The sequence below is a fragment of the Streptomyces sp. H27-C3 genome (assembly GCF_030063415.1).
Classification (GTDB): domain Bacteria; phylum Actinomycetota; class Actinomycetes; order Streptomycetales; family Streptomycetaceae; genus Streptomyces.
In genome coordinates this window covers 1-16,858 of the sequence record NZ_JASITA010000072.1, presented here as the reverse complement: position 1 = coordinate 16,858, position 16,858 = coordinate 1, and the positions used below count along the sequence as shown (strand labels likewise).

The window sequence follows — 16,858 nt, the reverse complement described above, 5'->3', positions numbered from 1 at the left end:
CATGTCCTGCACTGGTCCCACTGGCGACGACAAGCACAACACCGGGCACGCATCAGCCACTACAAACGACGAGGCCACAACCCCTGCCCTGAACCACCGTCACGCCAAACACGGTTGCAGTATTAGGTCGCCTTGGCGGCCGCCCGTACGCGGATGCCCCTGATTGAGCTGCATCTGTGTGGACTTCTTTTCGGCCGCGCTCGCCTTGAGCTGCTCCCACTCGTCCCATGCCATCTGTAGATTCCTTCCCCGTGCGTATTGACTGGATGGTCATTGCCACGGTCAACCCGCAGAGCTGCCCCGCTGGCCCTTGCAGTCGCCGTCCGCGCCTTGCGACTTACGACTTGCGCGTAGCGGTCGCACCCGCTCACGACTGGTGCACCTCCGGCATGACCCCCGTCTGCACCAACGGCTTCCCCCGCCGCCGCGACACGAAGATGCCCCGCCCCGCAGGCATCGGCCGCGGGCGTACGTTGCCGAAGATGTCGCCCTCGTTCGGGTCGCCGGAGAGGATCACGCCCTGCGCGCCCAGCTCCATCATTCGCTGCATGAAGGGCTCGTACGCCGACCTGCTCGCCCCCGCCGAGCTGCGGGCGATGATGAAGCGGACGCCGACATCCCGTGCGAACGGCAGCAGTTCCGTCAGCCTGGCCAGCGGGTTGCCGCTCGACGTGGACACCAGGTCGTAGTCGTCGACGACCACGTACACCGTCGGGCCCTGCCACCAACTGCGCTCCCGCAGTTGCTGCGCCGTGACGTCGGCCGCCGGGGTGCGGCGCTGCATCAGGTCCAGCAGGGCGTCCACGTGGTGCTCCATGTTGTTGGACATGGGGACGTACTCCGCCAGGTGCGTCGGCGGGGTCACGTCCAGCAGTGCGCGCCGGTTGTCGATCACGAAGAGCTTGCATGCGTTGCCGTCGTACCGCTCGCTCAGCTGCTTGATGAGCAGCCGCAGCAGGTTCGACTTGCCCGACTCGCTCTCGCCGAACACCAGGAAGAAGGGGTCGTGCTCGAAGTCGACGAAGACCGGCTCCAGGTTGTTCTCGTCGATACCGAAGGCGATCCCACGCTCCGGGACGGCATGGCCCGCAGGGAGTTCCGACACGGGCAGCTCGCGTGGCAGCAGCCGCACCGCGGGTGCCCCCGGCGCGGTCCAGTGCCTGGCGGCCTCCTGGGTCATGGCGGTCGTGGCCTCTGACAGGTCGCTGTCGGAGCTGATGCCGTCGATGCGCGGCACCGCCGCCATGAAGTGCAGCTTCTCCGGGGTCAGTCCGCGTCCCGGCACACCCGCCGGGACATTGGCCGCGAACTTGCGGTCGAGCTCGGAGTCCATGGTGTCGCCGAGCCGCAGTTCGAGCCGGTTCATCAGGTGGTCCTTGAGGTTCGCGCGGACCTCCATCGAGCGTGACGCGGTGAGAACCACATGGATGCCGTAGCCCAGTCCGCGCGCCGCGATGTCCAGGACCAGCTGCTCCAGGCCCTCGTAGTCCGTGCGGAAGTTGCCCCAGCCGTCGATGACCAGGAACACGTCACCCCACGGCTGTTCGGTCATCGAGATGTCGCCGCGCGCCCGCAGCCTGCGGAAGGTGGCGATGGAGTCGATGCCCGCGCTGCGGAAGTACTCCTCGCGCCGCGACAGGATGCCGTACACCTCGGAGACCGTACGTCGTACCCGCTCGGGATCGAGGCGTGACGCGACCCCGCCGACATGCGGCAGACCGGCGATCGACATCATGCCGCCGCCGCCGAAGTCCAACGCGTAGAACTGCACCTCCTGCGGTGTGTGCGTCAAAGCGAAGGACGAGATGAGCGTCCGCAGCAGCGTCGACTTGCCGGACTGCGGTCCACCCACGATCTGCATGTGTCCGGCCGCACCGGAGAAGTCCCGGTACAGCGTGTCGCGGCGCTGCTCGAACGGCTTGTCCACCAGCCCCAGCGGTACGACAAGTCGGCCCGCCCCCTCGAAACCGGGCTGGGTCAGCCCGCGACCCTCCACAGCCGCGAGTCCGGGCAGCAGCTCGTCCAGCGGCGGCGGACTGTCCAGCGGCGGCAGCCACACCTGGTGGGCCTCCGCCCCCCGCCCTTCAAGCCGGCGCACGATCACATCGAGCACCGTGTCGGCCAGCGCGTCGTCGTCCACCGTGCGCGCGTCCGGTACGAGACCCCGGGCGTCCGGCGCGACGTAGCGGATCGGCACCGGAGCAGCCGTGAACGGCATCGGCCTGCGGTCCACCGGGAGCGGACCGCCGGGCGCGGCGCCCTGCTGGGGATTGGCTCGGTACACCCCGGAGACGTACGCCGCCTTGAACCGCACCATCTCGTCCGTGCCGAACTTCAGGAAGCCGGAGCCGGGGACGTTGGGCAGCGTGTAGGCGTCGGGGACACCCAGCGCCGCGCGCGACTCGGCCGCGGAGAAGGTCCGCAGACCGATCCGGTACGACAGATACGTCTCCAGGCCGCGCAGCCGGCCCTCTTCCAGGCGCTGTGACGCGAGCAGCAGGTGCACGCCCAGTGAACGCCCGATACGGCCGATCTGCACGAACATCTCGATGAAGTCCGGCATGGCGGTGAGGAGTTCACTGAACTCGTCGATCACCAGAACGAGTGAAGGGATGGGCTGCAACGGGGCGCCCGCGGCCCGCGCCTTCTCGTAGTCGTGGATGTTCGCGTAGTTCCCCGCGTCCCGCAGCATCTCCTGCCGGCGGTTGAGCTCGCCGCGGATGGAGTCCCCCATGCGGTCGACCAGCGTCAGGTCGTCCGCGAGGTTGGTGAGCACCGCGGCGACATGCGGCATCTGCGACATTCCGGCGAAGGTCGCGCCGCCCTTGAAGTCCGCGAGGACGAAGTTGAGGGTTTCCGAGGAGTGGGTGACGGCAAGGCCGAGTACGAGCGTACGCAGCAGCTCGGACTTGCCCGAGCCGGTCGCGCCCACACACAGGCCGTGCGGCCCCATGCCCTCCTGGGCGGCCTCCTTGAGGTCCAGCATTACGGGAGCGCCGTCCTCGCCGACGCCGATCGGTACGCGCAGTCGCTCCGCCTGGGAACGGGGTCGCCAGGTGCGGGTCACGTCGACGGAGGCCGCGTCGCCCAGGTTCAGCAGATCGGTGAACTCCAGGTTCGCCAGCAGTGGTTCGTCGTCGTCCCCGCCCGTCGCCACCCGTAGCGGCGCGAGCTGGCGGGCGAGCGCCTCGGCGGCCTCACGGCTCAGCTGGTCCGGCGCCCCGTCGTAGACGTGGCCGTGGCCCGACTCCAGCTGGAGAGAGTCGGGGTGTACCACCACGGACAGCCCGCCGCGCGCCCCGTTGACCTCGCCGGGTACCACCTCGATGATTGTCACGCCCTGCAGCCCCTCGGCCGCCGCGAGCGCGGACATCGCGGGGACCGACCGCCCGTCGAGTACGACGACGATATGCGGCTGCTCCAGCAGCGGATGGCCACCCGACTGGAAGCGGGGGCGGCCCTCCAGCCGCGCGGCGAGCATCCCCTCCAGGTCTTGCGCGTCGGTGGTGATGAGGCGTTGGCTGCCCGCGCCGTCACCGCCGCCCTGGGCCTGGACGTGGGGCAGCCACTTCGCCCACTCCCAGTGCGGGGCCGCATCGGGCCCGGTGGCGATGGCGACGACCAGGTCCTCGGGGGAGTGCAGCGAGGTGAGCGAGCCGACCATGGCGCGTGCGGTGGAACGTACGGACTGCGCGTCGCCACTTATCGTCAAGTGGTAGAAGGCGCGGAGCGAGACGGCCATCGGCAGGCCGTCCAGCGTGCCGTGCGCCGACAGGAACTGCTGCATCGCGCCCGCGGTCAGCGGCTCCAGCTCGTCCACGGGCGCGGTCTCGGGGGCGACGAGCGGGGTGGCGAGCTGCTGGCTGCCGAGTCCGATACGCACCTGCCCGAAGTCGGCGTCACCGATCCGGCGTTCCCACACCCGGCTGCCCTCGGCGACCAGCGCCCACAGCTGCTCGGGGGAGGGGTGCAGGTAGTACTGCGCGTCCCGCTGGAGGTGTGCGGTCCTCAGGACGGTGCGCCTGGTCTGCGTCAGGTACTTCAGGTAGTCACGCCGCATGTCGGCGAGTTGACCCTGGGTGCCGCGCCGGTGGCGCACCAGCATCGCGATGGCCATGGCAACCGTCGACGCAATCATGATCATGCCCATGATCCGCATGATCGGGTTCGGCGTCATGAAGAAGAAGACGACGCTGCCGCCCATGCCCAGCATCGGCAGCAGCTGCATCAGCGCGCCCTCCTGCTGCCCTCTGGGCAGTTCAGGCGGGGGTTGCAACTGCACCTGATCACCGGGCACTTCGGTGGGCAGGGCCCGTGGAGGGCGCTTGACGACGATCTGACTCACAGCTCACCAATTCCCTTGCCGGACAGAAAAGTTCCTTTCGGCGCCCCGTGGCGACGGGTCCCGTCCGCGGGTGGATCTTACTGGCGCGGCCGTTGACCGGTTGGCGATAAGGTGACGCGACGCGTGTGCGCAACCGCGAACTACTGCAAAAAAACGGTCATTCGGGACGTGATGCGAAGCCCGCAATCCGTAACCACGGGCGATCAGCCAGAACGCCACACGTGACCACCACACATGAACAGCACAGGGGGAGCAGCAGGTGAGTATGACGGCCCAAGCGGCGGCGACCGGAACCGGCCACCCGGGTTTCGGGACACCGTCCAGCAGCGGAACGGGCTTCTGCCGCGTCACTGTTGTGGCGCCCGACGGACGCGTCGATGTGGCACTGCCCGACGACATCCCCGTCGCCGACCTCCACCCGGAGATCCTCCGGCTGTCCGGCCAGAGCTCCGCGCAGGGCGCCCCCGTCGGCTACCACCTGGTGCGCCGAGACGGCACGGTACTGGACAGCACACGCTCCCTGCTCGCCCAGCGCATCCTCGACGGCGAGCTCCTCTCCCTGCGCCCCTTCGCCGAGTCGCTGCCCCCGGCGGTCTTCGACGACGTCTCCGACGCCGTCGCCTCCGCCGTGGCCCGCGACCGCACGCTCTGGAACGACCGGCTGATGCGCGCCGCAGGCCTCCTCGGCGGATCCGTTCTGCTCGTCCTGCTCGCCTTCGTGCTGTGGACCGCCGACCCCCGGCACGACATGCACGGCCTGCCAGGCATCCTCGCGGCCGTCACCGGTGTGCTGCTGCTCGCGCTCGCCGGCGTACGCGCACGGGTGTACGACGACCGGGGCTCGGCCGTCGCGCTGGGACTGGGCTCGCTGGCGAACGCCGCGGTCGCCGGCGCCGGACTGCTCCCCCTGGAGGCGGGCCAGGGCATCGGCAGGCTCCAGTTCCTGCTCGCCTGTACCGCAGTGCTGCTCGCCGCGGTCATCCTGATGATCGTCGCCCCCGCCGGGGACGGTCCCTTCGTCGCGTTCGTCTTCGCCGCCGCCGTCGGCCTGCTGGTCACCTTCGCCGCCATCGCGACCGGCATGAAGTCCGGCGAGACCGCCGCCGTGTGCTCCCCGCTCGCCGTGGGAGCCCTCGCCTTCCTGCCCGGCCTCTCCACCCGCTTCGCCCGCCTCCCCATCGGCTTCGAACCGCCCCGCACGAGCGTCGGCGACTACGGGAGCGACCCCGAACCGGCCGGCCCGGTCGACGGCGAGCGCATCGCCGCCCAGGCCAGGCGCGGCCACGAGCTGCTGGTCGGCCTGGTCGGCGGCTGCGCGCTGGTGGCCGTGGGCGCCGCCGCTGTGCTCGGGTTCTCCGACAATCTGTGGGCGCAGCTGCTGGCCCTCACCACCGGCCTCGCGATGCTGACGCGCGCCCACCTCTTCCGCTACACCGCGCAGGTCGGCTGCGCCCTGGCCGCAGGCCTCGGCGCACTGGTGCTGCTCGGGCTCGGCCTGGCCCTGAACCCGCCCGAAGGGCTCGTCCAAGACGCGCTGAAGGGCGAAGGCGCGGGGCTCGACGTCCGTACGGTCTGGCTCGCCGCCGCGGTCGCCGCCGTCGCCGCACTGATCACCGCCATCGGCCTGATCGTGCCGCGCAAGGGCGTCACCCCGTTCTGGGGCCGCTTCCTGGAGATCGCGGAAGCCTGCGTGCTGCTGTCACTCGTACCCTTGTGCCTGGCGGTCTTCGACGTCTACCACTCCATCCGTGCGATGACCTCCTGACTGGCTGGTACTCTGCGTAGTGGCCGTTTGTGTACGCGTTCGCCGCAGCCGCCACCAGGCTGCGCGGACTGCGCTCGGCGGACCCCGCTCCCGAGTAATGGAAGCTCCCCAGAGAACTAGACCTGGGGCACTCGGAAGCCACGAAGACCAAGAGGAGTACGCGTGCCGCTCGACGCCGTAACGAAGAACCAGATCATGACCGAGTTCGCCCAGAAGGAAGGCGACACCGGCTCCCCCGAGGTCCAGGTCGCCATGCTTTCGCGCCGTATCTCGGACCTGACCGAGCACCTGAAGGTCCACAAGCACGACCACCACTCGCGTCGTGGTCTGCTGATCCTGGTCGGCCAGCGTCGCCGCCTGCTTCAGTACCTGGCCAAGAAGGACATCCAGCGCTTCCGTGCCCTGGTCGAGCGCCTCGGCATCCGCCGCGGTGCGGCCGGCGGCGCCAAGTAAGACGGACGTCGTGAAGGGAGCGGTTCCCAATTCTGGGGGACCGCTCCCTTTGCTGTACGTGCGGGACGTACCGGACGCTCAGTAGTCTGGTCGTGCAACGAAACACAGTACGAGCGAGAAGCGGCTTCCCCGCCGCCGGTCCTCGGTAGTGGCCCCCGGATCACACACCCCGGGAGCTTCGATCGAAGACCGGCCCGCAGCTGAAGCGCTTCTCCGCCACCGTCCCCCCGCCACACGGGCCAGGGGACGAAGACGAGGAGATAACGCTAGTGGAGAACGAGACCCACTACGCCGAGGCCGTTATTGACAACGGTACTTTCGGCACCCGCACCATCCGCTTCGAGACGGGCCGGCTGGCCAAGCAGGCCGCCGGTTCCGCCGTGGCGTACCTGGACGACGACACCATGGTGATGTCGGCCACCACCGCTTCCAAGAAGCCCAAGGAAAATCTCGACTTCTTCCCCCTCACGGTGGACGTCGAGGAGCGGATGTACGCAGCCGGCAAGATCCCCGGCTCCTTCTTCCGCCGTGAGGGCCGGCCCTCCGAGGACGCGATCCTCACCTGCCGCCTGATCGACCGGCCGCTGCGCCCCTCCTTCAAGAAGGGCCTGCGCAACGAGATCCAGATCGTCGAGACGATCATGGCGCTCAACCCCGACCACCTGTACGACGTGGTCGCGATCAACGCCGCCTCCTGCTCCACGATCCTGGCGGGCCTGCCCTTCTCCGGCCCGATCGGCGCGACCCGCGTCGCCCTGATCAAGGGCCAGTGGGTCGCCTTCCCGACGCACACCGAGCTTGAGGACGCAGTCTTCGACATGGTGGTCGCGGGCCGCGTCCTGGACGACGGCGACGTCGCGATCATGATGGTCGAGGCCGAGGCCACCGAGAAGACCATCCAGCTCGTCGCGGACGGCGCCGAGGCGCCGACCGAGGAGATCGTCGCCGCCGGCCTGGAAGCCGCGAAGCCCTTCATCAAGGCGCTCTGCAAGGCACAGTCGGACCTCGCAGCCAAGGCCGCGAAGCCGACCGGTGACTTCCCGGTCTTCCTCGACTACCAGGACGACGTCCTGGAGGCGCTGACCGCCGCCGTCAAGTCCGAGCTTTCGCAGGCGCTCACCATCGCCGGCAAGCAGGACCGTGACGCCGAGCTGGACCGCATCAAGGAGATCGCCGCCGGAAAGCTGCTCCCGCAGTTCGATGGCCGCGAGAAGGAGATCTCCGGTGCGTACCGCGCGCTGACCAAGTCCCTCGTCCGCGAGCGTGTCATCAAGGACAAGGTCCGCATCGACGGCCGTGGCGTCACGGACATCCGTACGCTCGCCGCCGAGGTCGAGGCCATCCCGCGCGTGCACGGCTCGGCGCTGTTCGAGCGTGGCGAGACCCAGATCCTGGGCGTCACCACCCTGAACATGCTCCGTATGGAGCAGCAGCTGGACACTCTTTCCCCGGTGACCCGCAAGCGCTACATGCACAACTACAACTTCCCGCCGTACTCCGTCGGTGAGACGGGCCGCGTCGGTTCGCCCAAGCGCCGCGAGATCGGCCACGGAGCGCTCGCCGAGCGCGCCATCGTGCCGGTGCTGCCGTCGCGCGAGGACTTCCCGTACGCGATCCGCCAGGTCTCCGAGGCGCTGGGCTCCAACGGCTCGACGTCCATGGGCTCGGTCTGTGCCTCCACCATGTCGCTGCTGAACGCCGGTGTGCCCCTCAAGGCCGCCGTCGCCGGTATCGCCATGGGTCTGATCTCCGAGGAGATCGACGGCAAGACGCACTACGTCGCCCTCACCGACATCCTCGGTGCGGAAGACGCGTTCGGCGACATGGACTTCAAGGTCGCCGGTACGAAGACCTTCGTCACCGCGCTCCAGCTCGACACCAAGCTCGACGGCATCCCCGCCTCGGTCCTGGCCGCCGCGCTGAAGCAGGCCCGCGACGCCCGCCTCCACATCCTCGATGTGATGAACGAGGCCATCGACGTCCCGGACGAGATGTCCCCGAACGCCCCGCGGGTCATCAGCGTCAAGATCCCCGTGGACAAGATCGGCGAGATCATCGGCCCCAAGGGCAAGATGATCAACCAGATCCAGGAAGACACCGGCGCCGACATCTCGGTCGAGGATGACGGCACCATCTACATCGGTGCTTCCGACGGTCCGGCCGCCGAGGCCGCCCGGGCGACGATCAACCAGATCGCCAACCCGACCATGCCGGAGGTCGGCGAGCGTTACCTGGGTACGGTCGTCAAGACCACCACCTTCGGTGCGTTCGTCTCGCTCATGCCGGGCAAGGACGGTCTGCTGCACATCTCGCAGATCCGTAAGCTCGCCGGCGGCAAGCGCGTGGAGAACGTCGAGGACATCCTCGGTGTGGGCCAGAAGGTCCAGGTCGAGATCGCCGAGATCGACTCCCGCGGCAAGCTCTCCCTGATCCCCGTGATCGAGGGCGAAGAGGCTTCCGACGCCGATGAGAAGGACGACACCGACAAGTGACGTCCCGTAGTTCTGTGACGACGGCCCGCGCCTCTTCGGAGGCGCGGGCCGTCGCCCGTACCCAAACACTGCTCAAGGGCAAGGACGGCATCGGCACGGTCCGCAGAACCACCCTCCCCGGGGGCCTGCGCATCGTCACCGAGACCTTGCCCTCCGTCCGCTCGGCGACCTTCGGTATCTGGGCGAATGTGGGGTCCCGCGACGAGACCCCCGCACTGAACGGCGCCACGCACTACCTGGAGCACCTCCTCTTCAAGGGCACCAAGAAGCGCAGTGCCCTCGACATCTCCTCCGCCATCGACGCGGTCGGCGGGGAGATGAACGCCTTCACGGCGAAGGAGTACACCTGCTACTACGCACGGGTGCTCGACACCGATCTCCCGCTCGCCATCGACATCGTCTGCGACATGCTGACGGGGTCCCTCATCGAGCCCGCGGACGTCGACGCCGAGCGCGGTGTCATCCTCGAAGAGATCGCGATGACCGAGGACGACCCGGGCGACTGTGTGCACGACCTGTTCGCGCACACGATGCTCGGCGACACCCCTCTCGGCCGCCCGGTCCTGGGCACCGTCGACACCGTGAACGCGCTGACGGCCGACCGGATCCGCCGCTTCTACAAGAAGCACTACGACCCGACGCACCTCGTCGTCGCGGCCGCGGGCAACGTGGATCACGCCACGGTCGTACGTCAGGTCCGCAAGGCCTTCGAGAAGGCCGGCGCGCTGGGCCGCACGGACGCGGTGCCCATCGCCCCGCGCGACGGCTCCCGCACGATCCGCACAGCGGGCCGTGTCGAGCTGCTGAACCGCAAGACCGAGCAGGCCCATGTCGTCCTCGGCATGCCCGGCCTGGCCCGCACCGACGACCGGCGCTGGGCACTCGGCGTGCTCAACACCGCTCTCGGCGGCGGCATGAGCTCGCGTCTCTTCCAGGAGGTACGCGAAAAGCGCGGCCTGGCCTACAGCGTGTACTCGTACACCTCGGGCTTCGCCGACTGCGGACTCTTCGGCGTCTACGCGGGCTGCCGGCCCAGCCAGGTCCACGACGTCCTGAAGATCTGCCGCGACGAGCTCGACAAGGTCGCATCCGACGGACTGCCGGACGAGGAGATCGCCCGCGCCGTCGGACAGCTCGCGGGCTCGACGGTCCTGGGCCTAGAGGACACCGGTGCGCTGATGAACCGCATCGGCAAGAGCGAGCTGGCCTGGGGCGAGCAGATGTCCGTCGACGACATGCTCGCCCGGATCGCGGCAGTCACCCCCGACGAAGTACGGGAAGTGGCCGCCGAGGTGCTGGGACAGCGGCCTTCGCTGTCGGTCATCGGTCCGCTGAAGGACAAGCAGGCCGACCGCCTGCACGAATCAGTCACCTAAGCCGGTCGGGCCGGTCCGAGCGACCGTTCGGGCCGGCCCGAACGCTCGGGTCGTTCGGAAAGACGTCTGGAAAGAGGCAAGCAATGAGCAAGCTGCGTGTGGCCGTTCTCGGTGCGCAGGGCCGTATCGGCTCCGAAGCGGTACGGGCCGTCGAGGCCGCGGACGACCTGGAGCTGGTGGCGGCGCTCGGCCGGGGCGACAAGCTGGAAGCCCTCGCTGACGTGGGCGCCCAGGTCGCCGTCGAGCTGACCACCCCCACCTCGGTGATGGGCAACCTCGACTTCTGTGTGCGCCACGGCATCCACGTGGTGGTCGGCACCACCGGATGGACCGACACACGCCTCGCGCAGCTCGGCTCATGGCTCGACGCCAACCCGCTGACGGGCGTGCTCATCGCGCCCAACTTCTCCATCGGCGCGGTCCTCACCATGAAGTTCGCGCAGCAGGCCGCGCCGTACTTCGAGTCCGTCGAGGTCATCGAACTGCACCACCCGAACAAGGCCGACGCCCCGTCCGGCACCGCGACCCGCACCGCGCAGCTCATCGCGGCGGCGCGCGCGCAGGCCGGCAGCGCCCCCCAGCCCGACGCCACCACAACGGCGCTGGACGGCGCCCGTGGCGCGGACGTGGACGGTGTGCCCGTGCACTCGGTGCGGCTCCGCGGCCTCCTGGCCCACCAGGAGGTCCTCCTCGGTAGTGAGGGCGAGACCCTCACCATCCGGCACGACTCCCTGCACCACAGCAGCTTCATGCCGGGCATCCTGCTCGGCGTGCGCCGCGTGGTGACCACTCCCGGCCTCACCTTCGGCCTGGAAAACTTCCTCGACCTGAACTGACGGCACGAACAGCCATGCGCGCAAAGATCACGTACTTCACCCTCGCCGCCGTCCTGATCGTCTATTTCGTCCTGGTCGGCACCCGCGGTTACATGCTCATCCGGGAAGGCACCCTGCTGACCGTCACCTTCGGCGTGGCGGTGCTGATCCTGCCCGCCATCGGCCTCTGGTTCCTGTGGCACACCACGCAGTTCGCCCGCAAGGCGAACCTGCTGGCCGCCGAGCTGGAAGCCGAAGGCGGTCTGCCCGTGGACGAGTTGGTCCGTACGCCGGGCGGGCGCATCGACCGTGACTCCGCCGATGAGGTGTTCGCCCGGCGCCGCGCGGAGACCGAGGACACGCCGGACGACTGGCGTTCCTGGTTCCGACTCGCGGTCGCCTACCACGACGCACGGGACACCCCGCGGGCGCGCAAGGCGATGCAGCACGCGATCGCCCTGCGCGACGGCAGAGCGGTGCGCGCGTAGGAACACGCGCGCAGACGTGGCAGACAGGCGAAGGGGGGCGTCCGACCGGGCGCCCCCCTTCGCCTGCCCTGTCTGTTACGGCTCAGACGGGCCGGTACTCGTCGCCCCAGGCCTCAACCGTGTCTGCCGCCCGATCGAAGGCCTCCACCCGCGACAGGAAGTCCGCGTTGTGATCGGTGAGCAGCTGCAGCGGTTCACCACCGAGCCGTACGAGGACCAGCGCTTGGCCTTGCACGGCGCGCGGCAGTCCGAGCCAGCGGACCGGCTGCTGGACCGTACGAACGGTCGAGGCCCGGTCCCACGCCACGGTGGTCGTCACGAAGAAGCTCACGCGACGCAGCCCGTGCCGGCTGACCCAGGCGCCGACGCGCAGCAGCCGCAGGGCGCAGGCGATCACCACTACGGCGATGCCCAGACAGATCCCGGCGCCCGGCAGGGCGCCGGTGAAGGCGATGATCGTTGCGGCCAGCAGAACGAACGATGCCAGCAGCAGCAGAAGCGCCGCCGCTCCGACGCGCCACGGCCCGGGACGGTAGGGCCGTCGCCATTGGTCGTGGTCGTCGAAAGGCAGCGCAACATCTCCAGCCGTCTCACCGGGCGCTTCAAAAACACGGTCGGCCGTCAGGAAGGGCAGGGGCACGACTGATCCTCACTCACCAGCACGCTCGATTCGGCTGTGCCCGGTGAGGCTACCGAGGCGGTCTTCGCCGGGCCACCTGAGGGGGTCCGGAAGAGTCACAGGCCACGATTTACCGCCCTTCGGCGGCTTCGGACTTCTGCGTCGCGGCGGGAGACTGCGCGGGATCGAGGGCGGGAAGCCCGAAAAGCAACGATCCGACCAGTCCGGCGACGACGGTCATGCCGATCAGCACACTGCCGAAGCGCTGCGAGGCGCTGGCACGTTCGCGAGGAGGTGGGGTGACGTTACTGCGGAATCGGTCGGCCTCGGCAACGAATGCGAAGGGGACGGACTCTCGCCGGCGCAGCATGGGGCGGCTCCTAAAATCTCTAACGGGGGTGTCTACAGGTACAGACGTATAAAACGGCTGCTTGGTGCCCGATTTCCCGGAATTGGCAGAAGAATGTCCGAGTGGCCCAACGTGATCGGGCGGGCCGTCGATGTCGGTCCCGCGCCGTACAGTGTGCGTCGCCCGAGCGATGCAAATGGAAGGACCCCCGCAGGTGACTGTGACCCCTGACGGCACCCCCGCCGAGACCGCCGAGCCCACGTTCCGCAGCGAAGTCACCGTAGAGCTGGTGAAGCACACCGCGGGCGACTCCGACGTACTGTGGGCCGCCCGTGTCTCCACCGCGGGCGAGCAGTCCCTGGAGGAACTCTCGAAGGACCCGGAGCGCTCCAAGGGGCTCATCAACTACCTGATGCGGGACCGCCACGGCAGCCCCTTCGAGCACAACTCGATGACCTTCTTCATCAGCGCCCCGATCTTCGTCTTCCGCGAGTTCATGCGGCACCGCGTCGGCTGGTCGTACAACGAGGAATCCGGTCGCTACCGGGAGCTCGACCCGGTCTTCTACGTCCCCGGAGCGTCCCGCAAGCTCGTCCAGCAGGGCCGTCCCGGCAAATACGAGTTCGTCGACGGCACCGAGGCCCAGCAGGAGCTCACCGGCCGCGCCATGGAGGACTCGTACCGTCAGTCGTACGCCGCCTACCAGGAGATGCTCGCCGCCGGCGTCGCCCGCGAGGTCGCCCGCGCGGTCCTCCCCGTCGGCCTCTACTCCTCGATGTACGCGACGTGCAACGCCCGCTCGCTGATGCACTTCCTCGGCCTGCGCACCCAGCACGAGCTGGCAAAGGTCCCGTCCTTCCCGCAGCGCGAGATCGAGATGGTGGGGGAGCGGATGGAGGCGCACTGGGCCGGACTGATGCCCCTCACGCACGCGGCTTTCAACGGCAACGGACGGGTCGCGCCGTAGGGTCTGAGCAGGCTCTACGGAGGTCCTGGGCACAGATGTACGGGTTGGCAGCCCGAAGTGTCCGTATTGCGACACTTCGGGAATTTCATCTAGGCTGATCAAACGGACCCGGCACTGCTTGAACCCCCGAGCAAGCAGTGCCGGGTTCTTGTTCAGACACGTCTCACGTCCCCCGAGGGGACATCAGGCCATGAGCAGCGAGTAGCGTGTTACCCATGGCTCCGATCTCCACTCCGCAGACCCCCTTCGGGCGGGTTCTCACCGCCATGGTCACGCCGTTCACGGCTGACGGCGCACTCGACCTCGACGGTGCCCAGCGCCTCGCGGCCCATCTGGTGGACGCAGGCAACGACGGCCTGATCGTCAACGGCACCACTGGTGAGTCCCCGACCACCAGCGACGCGGAGAAAAACGACCTGGTACGGGCTGTGGTCGAAGCCGTCGGGGACCGGGCCCATGTGGTGGCCGGTGTCGGTACCAACGACACTCGTCACAGCATCGAGCTGGCCCGCGCCGCCGAGCAGGCCGGCGCCCACGGCCTCCTCGCTGTGACGCCGTACTACAACAAGCCCCCGCAAGAGGGGCTGCTCCGGCACTTCACGGCCATCGCAGACACTACCGAGCTTCCGGTCATGCTCTACGACATCCCCGGCCGCAGCGGTGTCCCGATCAACACCGAGACGCTCGTCCGGCTGGCCGAGCACCCGCGGATCGTCGCCAACAAGGACGCCAAGGGCGACCTCGGCCGCGCCAGCTGGGCCATCGCGCAGAGTGGCCTGGCCTGGTACTCCGGCGACGACATGCTGAACCTCCCGCTGCTGTCCGTCGGCGCCTGCGGCTTCGTCTCGGTCGTCGGCCACGTGGTCACCCCCGAGCTGCGCGCCCTGCTCGAAGCCTTCCTCTCCGGCGATGTCCGGAAAGCGACCGAGGTCCACCAGCGACTGCTCCCGGTCTACACCGGCATGTTCCGCACTCAGGGCGTCATCACCACCAAGGCCGCGCTCGCCCTCCAGGGCCTGCCCGCAGGCCCGCTGCGCCTGCCCCTGGTCGAGCTCACGCCCGAGGAAGAGACGCAGCTCAAGAGGGACCTCGCGGCCGGTGGGGTACAGCTCTAACCACAGACTTCACAACTGAATACGCACAGCCCACCCAGACAACAGCAAGTGCACGAATGTCACACACGCCACGTGCCTCAGCGGCACGTGGCGTGTGTGGTGAGGAGAGTCTTTTGAGTCATCCGCATCCTGAACTCGGTACGCCGCCGAAGCTCGCGAACGGCGGTCTGCGCGTCACACCGCTCGGCGGCCTCGGCGAGATCGGCCGCAACATGACGGTCTTCGAATACGGCGGCCGGCTGCTGATCGTCGACTGCGGCGTGCTCTTCCCCGAGGAGGAGCAGCCCGGAATCGACCTGATCCTGCCGGACTTCACGTCCATCAAGGACCGCCTCGACGACATCGAAGGCATCGTGCTCACGCACGGCCACGAGGACCACATCGGCGGTGTCCCGTTCCTGCTGAGGCTGAAGCAGGACATCCCGCTGATCGGCTCCAAGCTGACGCTCGCGCTGATCGAGGCGAAGCTGCAGGAGCACCGCATCCGCCCGTACACCCTTGAGGTCACTGAGGGACAGCGCGAGCGCGTGGGCCCCTTCGACTGCGAGTTCGTGGCGGTCAACCACTCGATCCCGGACGCGCTGGCCGTCGCCATCCGCACCCCGGCCGGCATGGTCGTCCACACCGGCGACTTCAAGATGGACCAGCTTCCGCTGGACGGCCGTCTGACCGACCTGCGTGCCTTCGCCAGGCTCGGCGAGGAGGGCATCGACCTCCTGCTCTCGGACTCCACGAACGCGGAGGTCCCGGGCTTCGTACCGCCCGAGAAGGACATCTCGAACGTCCTGCGGCAGGTCTTCGGGAGCGCCCAGAAGCGCATCATCCTGGCCAGCTTCGCCAGCCATATCCACCGCATCCAGCAGGTTCTCGACGCGGCGCACGAGCACGGCCGCAGGGTCGCCTTCGTCGGCCGCTCGATGGTCAGGAACATGGGCATCGCCCGCGACCTGGGGTATCTGAAGGTCCCGGCCGGGCTCGTCGTCGACGTCAAGACACTCGACGACCTCCCGGACCACCAGGTCGTGCTGGTCTGCACCGGATCACAGGGCGAGCCGATGGCCGCGCTCTCGCGCATGGCCAACCGAGACCATCAGATCCGCATCGTCCAGGGCGACACCGTCATCCTGGCCTCGTCGCTGATCCCGGGCAATGAGAACTCGGTCTACCGCGTCATCAACGGTCTGACCCGCTGGGGCGCCAACGTCGTCCACAAGGGCAACGCCAAGGTCCACGTCTCGGGCCATGCCTCGGCCGGCGAGCTGTTGTACTTCTACAACATCTGTAAGCCGAAGAACCTGATGCCGGTCCATGGCGAGTGGCGCCACCTGCGCGCCAACGCCGAGCTCGGCGCCCTCACGGGTGTCCCCAAGGACCACATCGTCATCGCCGAGGACGGCGTGGTGGTCGATCTGGTCGACGGCCGCGCGAAGATCGTCGGCAAGGTTCAGGCCGGCTATGTGTACGTCGACGGCCTGTCGGTCGGCGATGTCACGGAGACCTCGCTCAAGGACCGCCGCATCCTCGGTGACGAGGGGATCATCTCTGTCTTCGTCGTGGTCGACAGCACCACGGGCAAGATCGTGAAGGGTCCCGACATCCACGCACGAGGCTCCGGCATCGACGACGCGGTCTTCTCCGCCGTGGTCCCCAGGATCGAAGAGGCCATCGCCAAGTCGGCCGCCGACGGCGTCGCCGAGACCCACCAGCTCCAGCAGTTGATCCGCCGCTCGGTGGGCAAGTGGGTCTCCGATACCTACCGCCGACGCCCGATGATCCTGCCCGTCGTCGTCGAGGTCTGACAGCGATCCTGGAGCGGGGCTCCCCGATTTGCATCGGGGAGCCCCGCTCCAGTACGTTTACGTCTCCACCTGAGCGGGAACCGGGCACACTCGTGCGTCTGGAGTCAGCCCGATCGGGTCGGGAATTCCGACTGAGAACTTCTGATAAAGTCGGAATCGCCGGAAAGGGAAACGCGAAAGCGGGAACCTGGAAAGCACCCCGCCGACGGGGAATCGGACACGAAAGCGTCTGGTAGAGTCGGAAACACGAAATACCGAAGGGAAGCGCCCGGAGG

Annotated in this window: 12 protein-coding genes; 9 read left to right on the top strand and 3 right to left on the bottom strand. The window is 68.4% G+C overall.

Annotation, left to right across the window (positions count from 1 at the left end):
• Positions 1-367: 367 nt before the first annotated feature.
• Positions 368-4,345 (bottom strand): type VII secretion protein EccCa, encoded by a 3,978-nt coding sequence (gene eccCa, locus QMK30_RS36815; RefSeq protein WP_283522707.1) that lies wholly within the window; start codon positions 4,343-4,345, stop codon positions 368-370.
• A 265-nt stretch (positions 4,346-4,610) separates the two neighbouring features.
• Here eccCa and eccD point away from each other — a divergent pair, with 265 nt between their 5' ends.
• The 6 genes from eccD to QMK30_RS36785 all read left to right on the top strand — a co-directional run bounded on the left by eccD (position 4,611) and on the right by QMK30_RS36785 (position 11,734).
• Positions 4,611-6,110 (top strand): type VII secretion integral membrane protein EccD, encoded by a 1,500-nt coding sequence (gene eccD / locus QMK30_RS36810; RefSeq protein WP_283522708.1) that lies wholly within the window; start codon positions 4,611-4,613, stop codon positions 6,108-6,110.
• Between the two features lie 162 nt (positions 6,111-6,272).
• Positions 6,273-6,563, top strand: coding sequence for a 30S ribosomal protein S15 (gene rpsO / locus QMK30_RS36805; protein WP_283522706.1), 291 nt, complete (start codon positions 6,273-6,275; stop codon positions 6,561-6,563).
• 269 nt (positions 6,564-6,832) lie between these two features.
• The gene (locus QMK30_RS36800) at positions 6,833-9,055 is read left to right on the top strand and encodes a polyribonucleotide nucleotidyltransferase (RefSeq protein WP_283522705.1); all 2,223 of its coding nucleotides are present in this window, start codon (positions 6,833-6,835) and stop codon (positions 9,053-9,055) included.
• Positions 9,052-10,431, top strand: coding sequence for a M16 family metallopeptidase (locus QMK30_RS36795; protein ID WP_283522704.1), 1,380 nt, complete (start codon positions 9,052-9,054; stop codon positions 10,429-10,431). The genes QMK30_RS36800 and QMK30_RS36795 overlap by 4 nt, the downstream gene beginning before the upstream one ends.
• 83 nt (positions 10,432-10,514) lie before the next feature.
• Entirely contained in the window at positions 10,515-11,267 is a 753-nt protein-coding gene (gene dapB / locus QMK30_RS36790) for a 4-hydroxy-tetrahydrodipicolinate reductase (protein ID WP_283522703.1), read from the top strand.
• A 14-nt stretch (positions 11,268-11,281) separates the two neighbouring features.
• Complete coding sequence (locus tag QMK30_RS36785) at positions 11,282-11,734, top strand: tetratricopeptide repeat protein (RefSeq protein WP_283522702.1); 453 nt, start codon at positions 11,282-11,284, stop codon at positions 11,732-11,734.
• 82 nt (positions 11,735-11,816) lie between these two features.
• Here the strand turns inward: QMK30_RS36785 and QMK30_RS36780 are convergent, their stop codons facing one another.
• A complete protein-coding gene (locus QMK30_RS36780; RefSeq protein ID WP_283522701.1) occupies positions 11,817-12,374 on the bottom strand; it encodes an SCO5741 family PH domain-containing membrane protein in 558 nt (185 codons plus the stop codon).
• A gap of 109 nt (positions 12,375-12,483) precedes the next feature.
• Positions 12,484-12,723 carry a hypothetical protein gene (locus QMK30_RS36775; protein WP_283522700.1) on the bottom strand — a complete coding sequence of 80 codons (240 nt, stop codon included), beginning with the start codon at positions 12,721-12,723 and terminating at the stop codon, positions 12,484-12,486.
• Between the two features lie 175 nt (positions 12,724-12,898).
• Here QMK30_RS36775 and thyX point away from each other — a divergent pair, with 175 nt between their 5' ends.
• The 3 genes from thyX (at position 12,899) to QMK30_RS36760 (ending at position 16,583) form a co-directional block, all read left to right on the top strand.
• Positions 12,899-13,669, top strand: coding sequence for an FAD-dependent thymidylate synthase (gene thyX, locus QMK30_RS36770; protein ID WP_283522699.1), 771 nt, complete (start codon positions 12,899-12,901; stop codon positions 13,667-13,669).
• A 215-nt stretch (positions 13,670-13,884) separates the two neighbouring features.
• Positions 13,885-14,784, top strand: a complete 900-nt coding sequence (dapA, locus tag QMK30_RS36765) for a 4-hydroxy-tetrahydrodipicolinate synthase (RefSeq protein ID WP_283522698.1) — start codon at positions 13,885-13,887, stop codon at positions 14,782-14,784.
• Positions 14,785-14,897: 113 nt separating this feature from the next.
• Entirely contained in the window at positions 14,898-16,583 is a 1,686-nt protein-coding gene (locus tag QMK30_RS36760; RefSeq protein WP_283522697.1) for a ribonuclease J, read from the top strand.
• The last annotated feature ends 275 nt before the right edge of the window (positions 16,584-16,858 follow it).

What these genes read in the sequence shown, in the direction of transcription:
- QMK30_RS36785 (WP_283522702.1), top strand. Translation starts at nt 11,282, where the DNA reads ATGCGCGCAAAGATCACGTACTTCACCCTCGCCGCCGTCCTGATCGTC.
- thyX (WP_283522699.1), top strand. Translation starts at nt 12,899, where the DNA reads ATGGAAGGACCCCCGCAGGTGACTGTGACCCCTGACGGCACCCCCGCC.
- dapB (WP_283522703.1), top strand. Translation starts at nt 10,515, where the DNA reads ATGAGCAAGCTGCGTGTGGCCGTTCTCGGTGCGCAGGGCCGTATCGGC.
- dapA (WP_283522698.1), top strand. Translation starts at nt 13,885, where the DNA reads ATGGCTCCGATCTCCACTCCGCAGACCCCCTTCGGGCGGGTTCTCACC.
- eccD (WP_283522708.1), top strand. Translation starts at nt 4,611, where the DNA reads ATGACGGCCCAAGCGGCGGCGACCGGAACCGGCCACCCGGGTTTCGGG.
- QMK30_RS36775 (WP_283522700.1), bottom strand. Translation starts at nt 12,723, where the DNA reads ATGCTGCGCCGGCGAGAGTCCGTCCCCTTCGCATTCGTTGCCGAGGCC.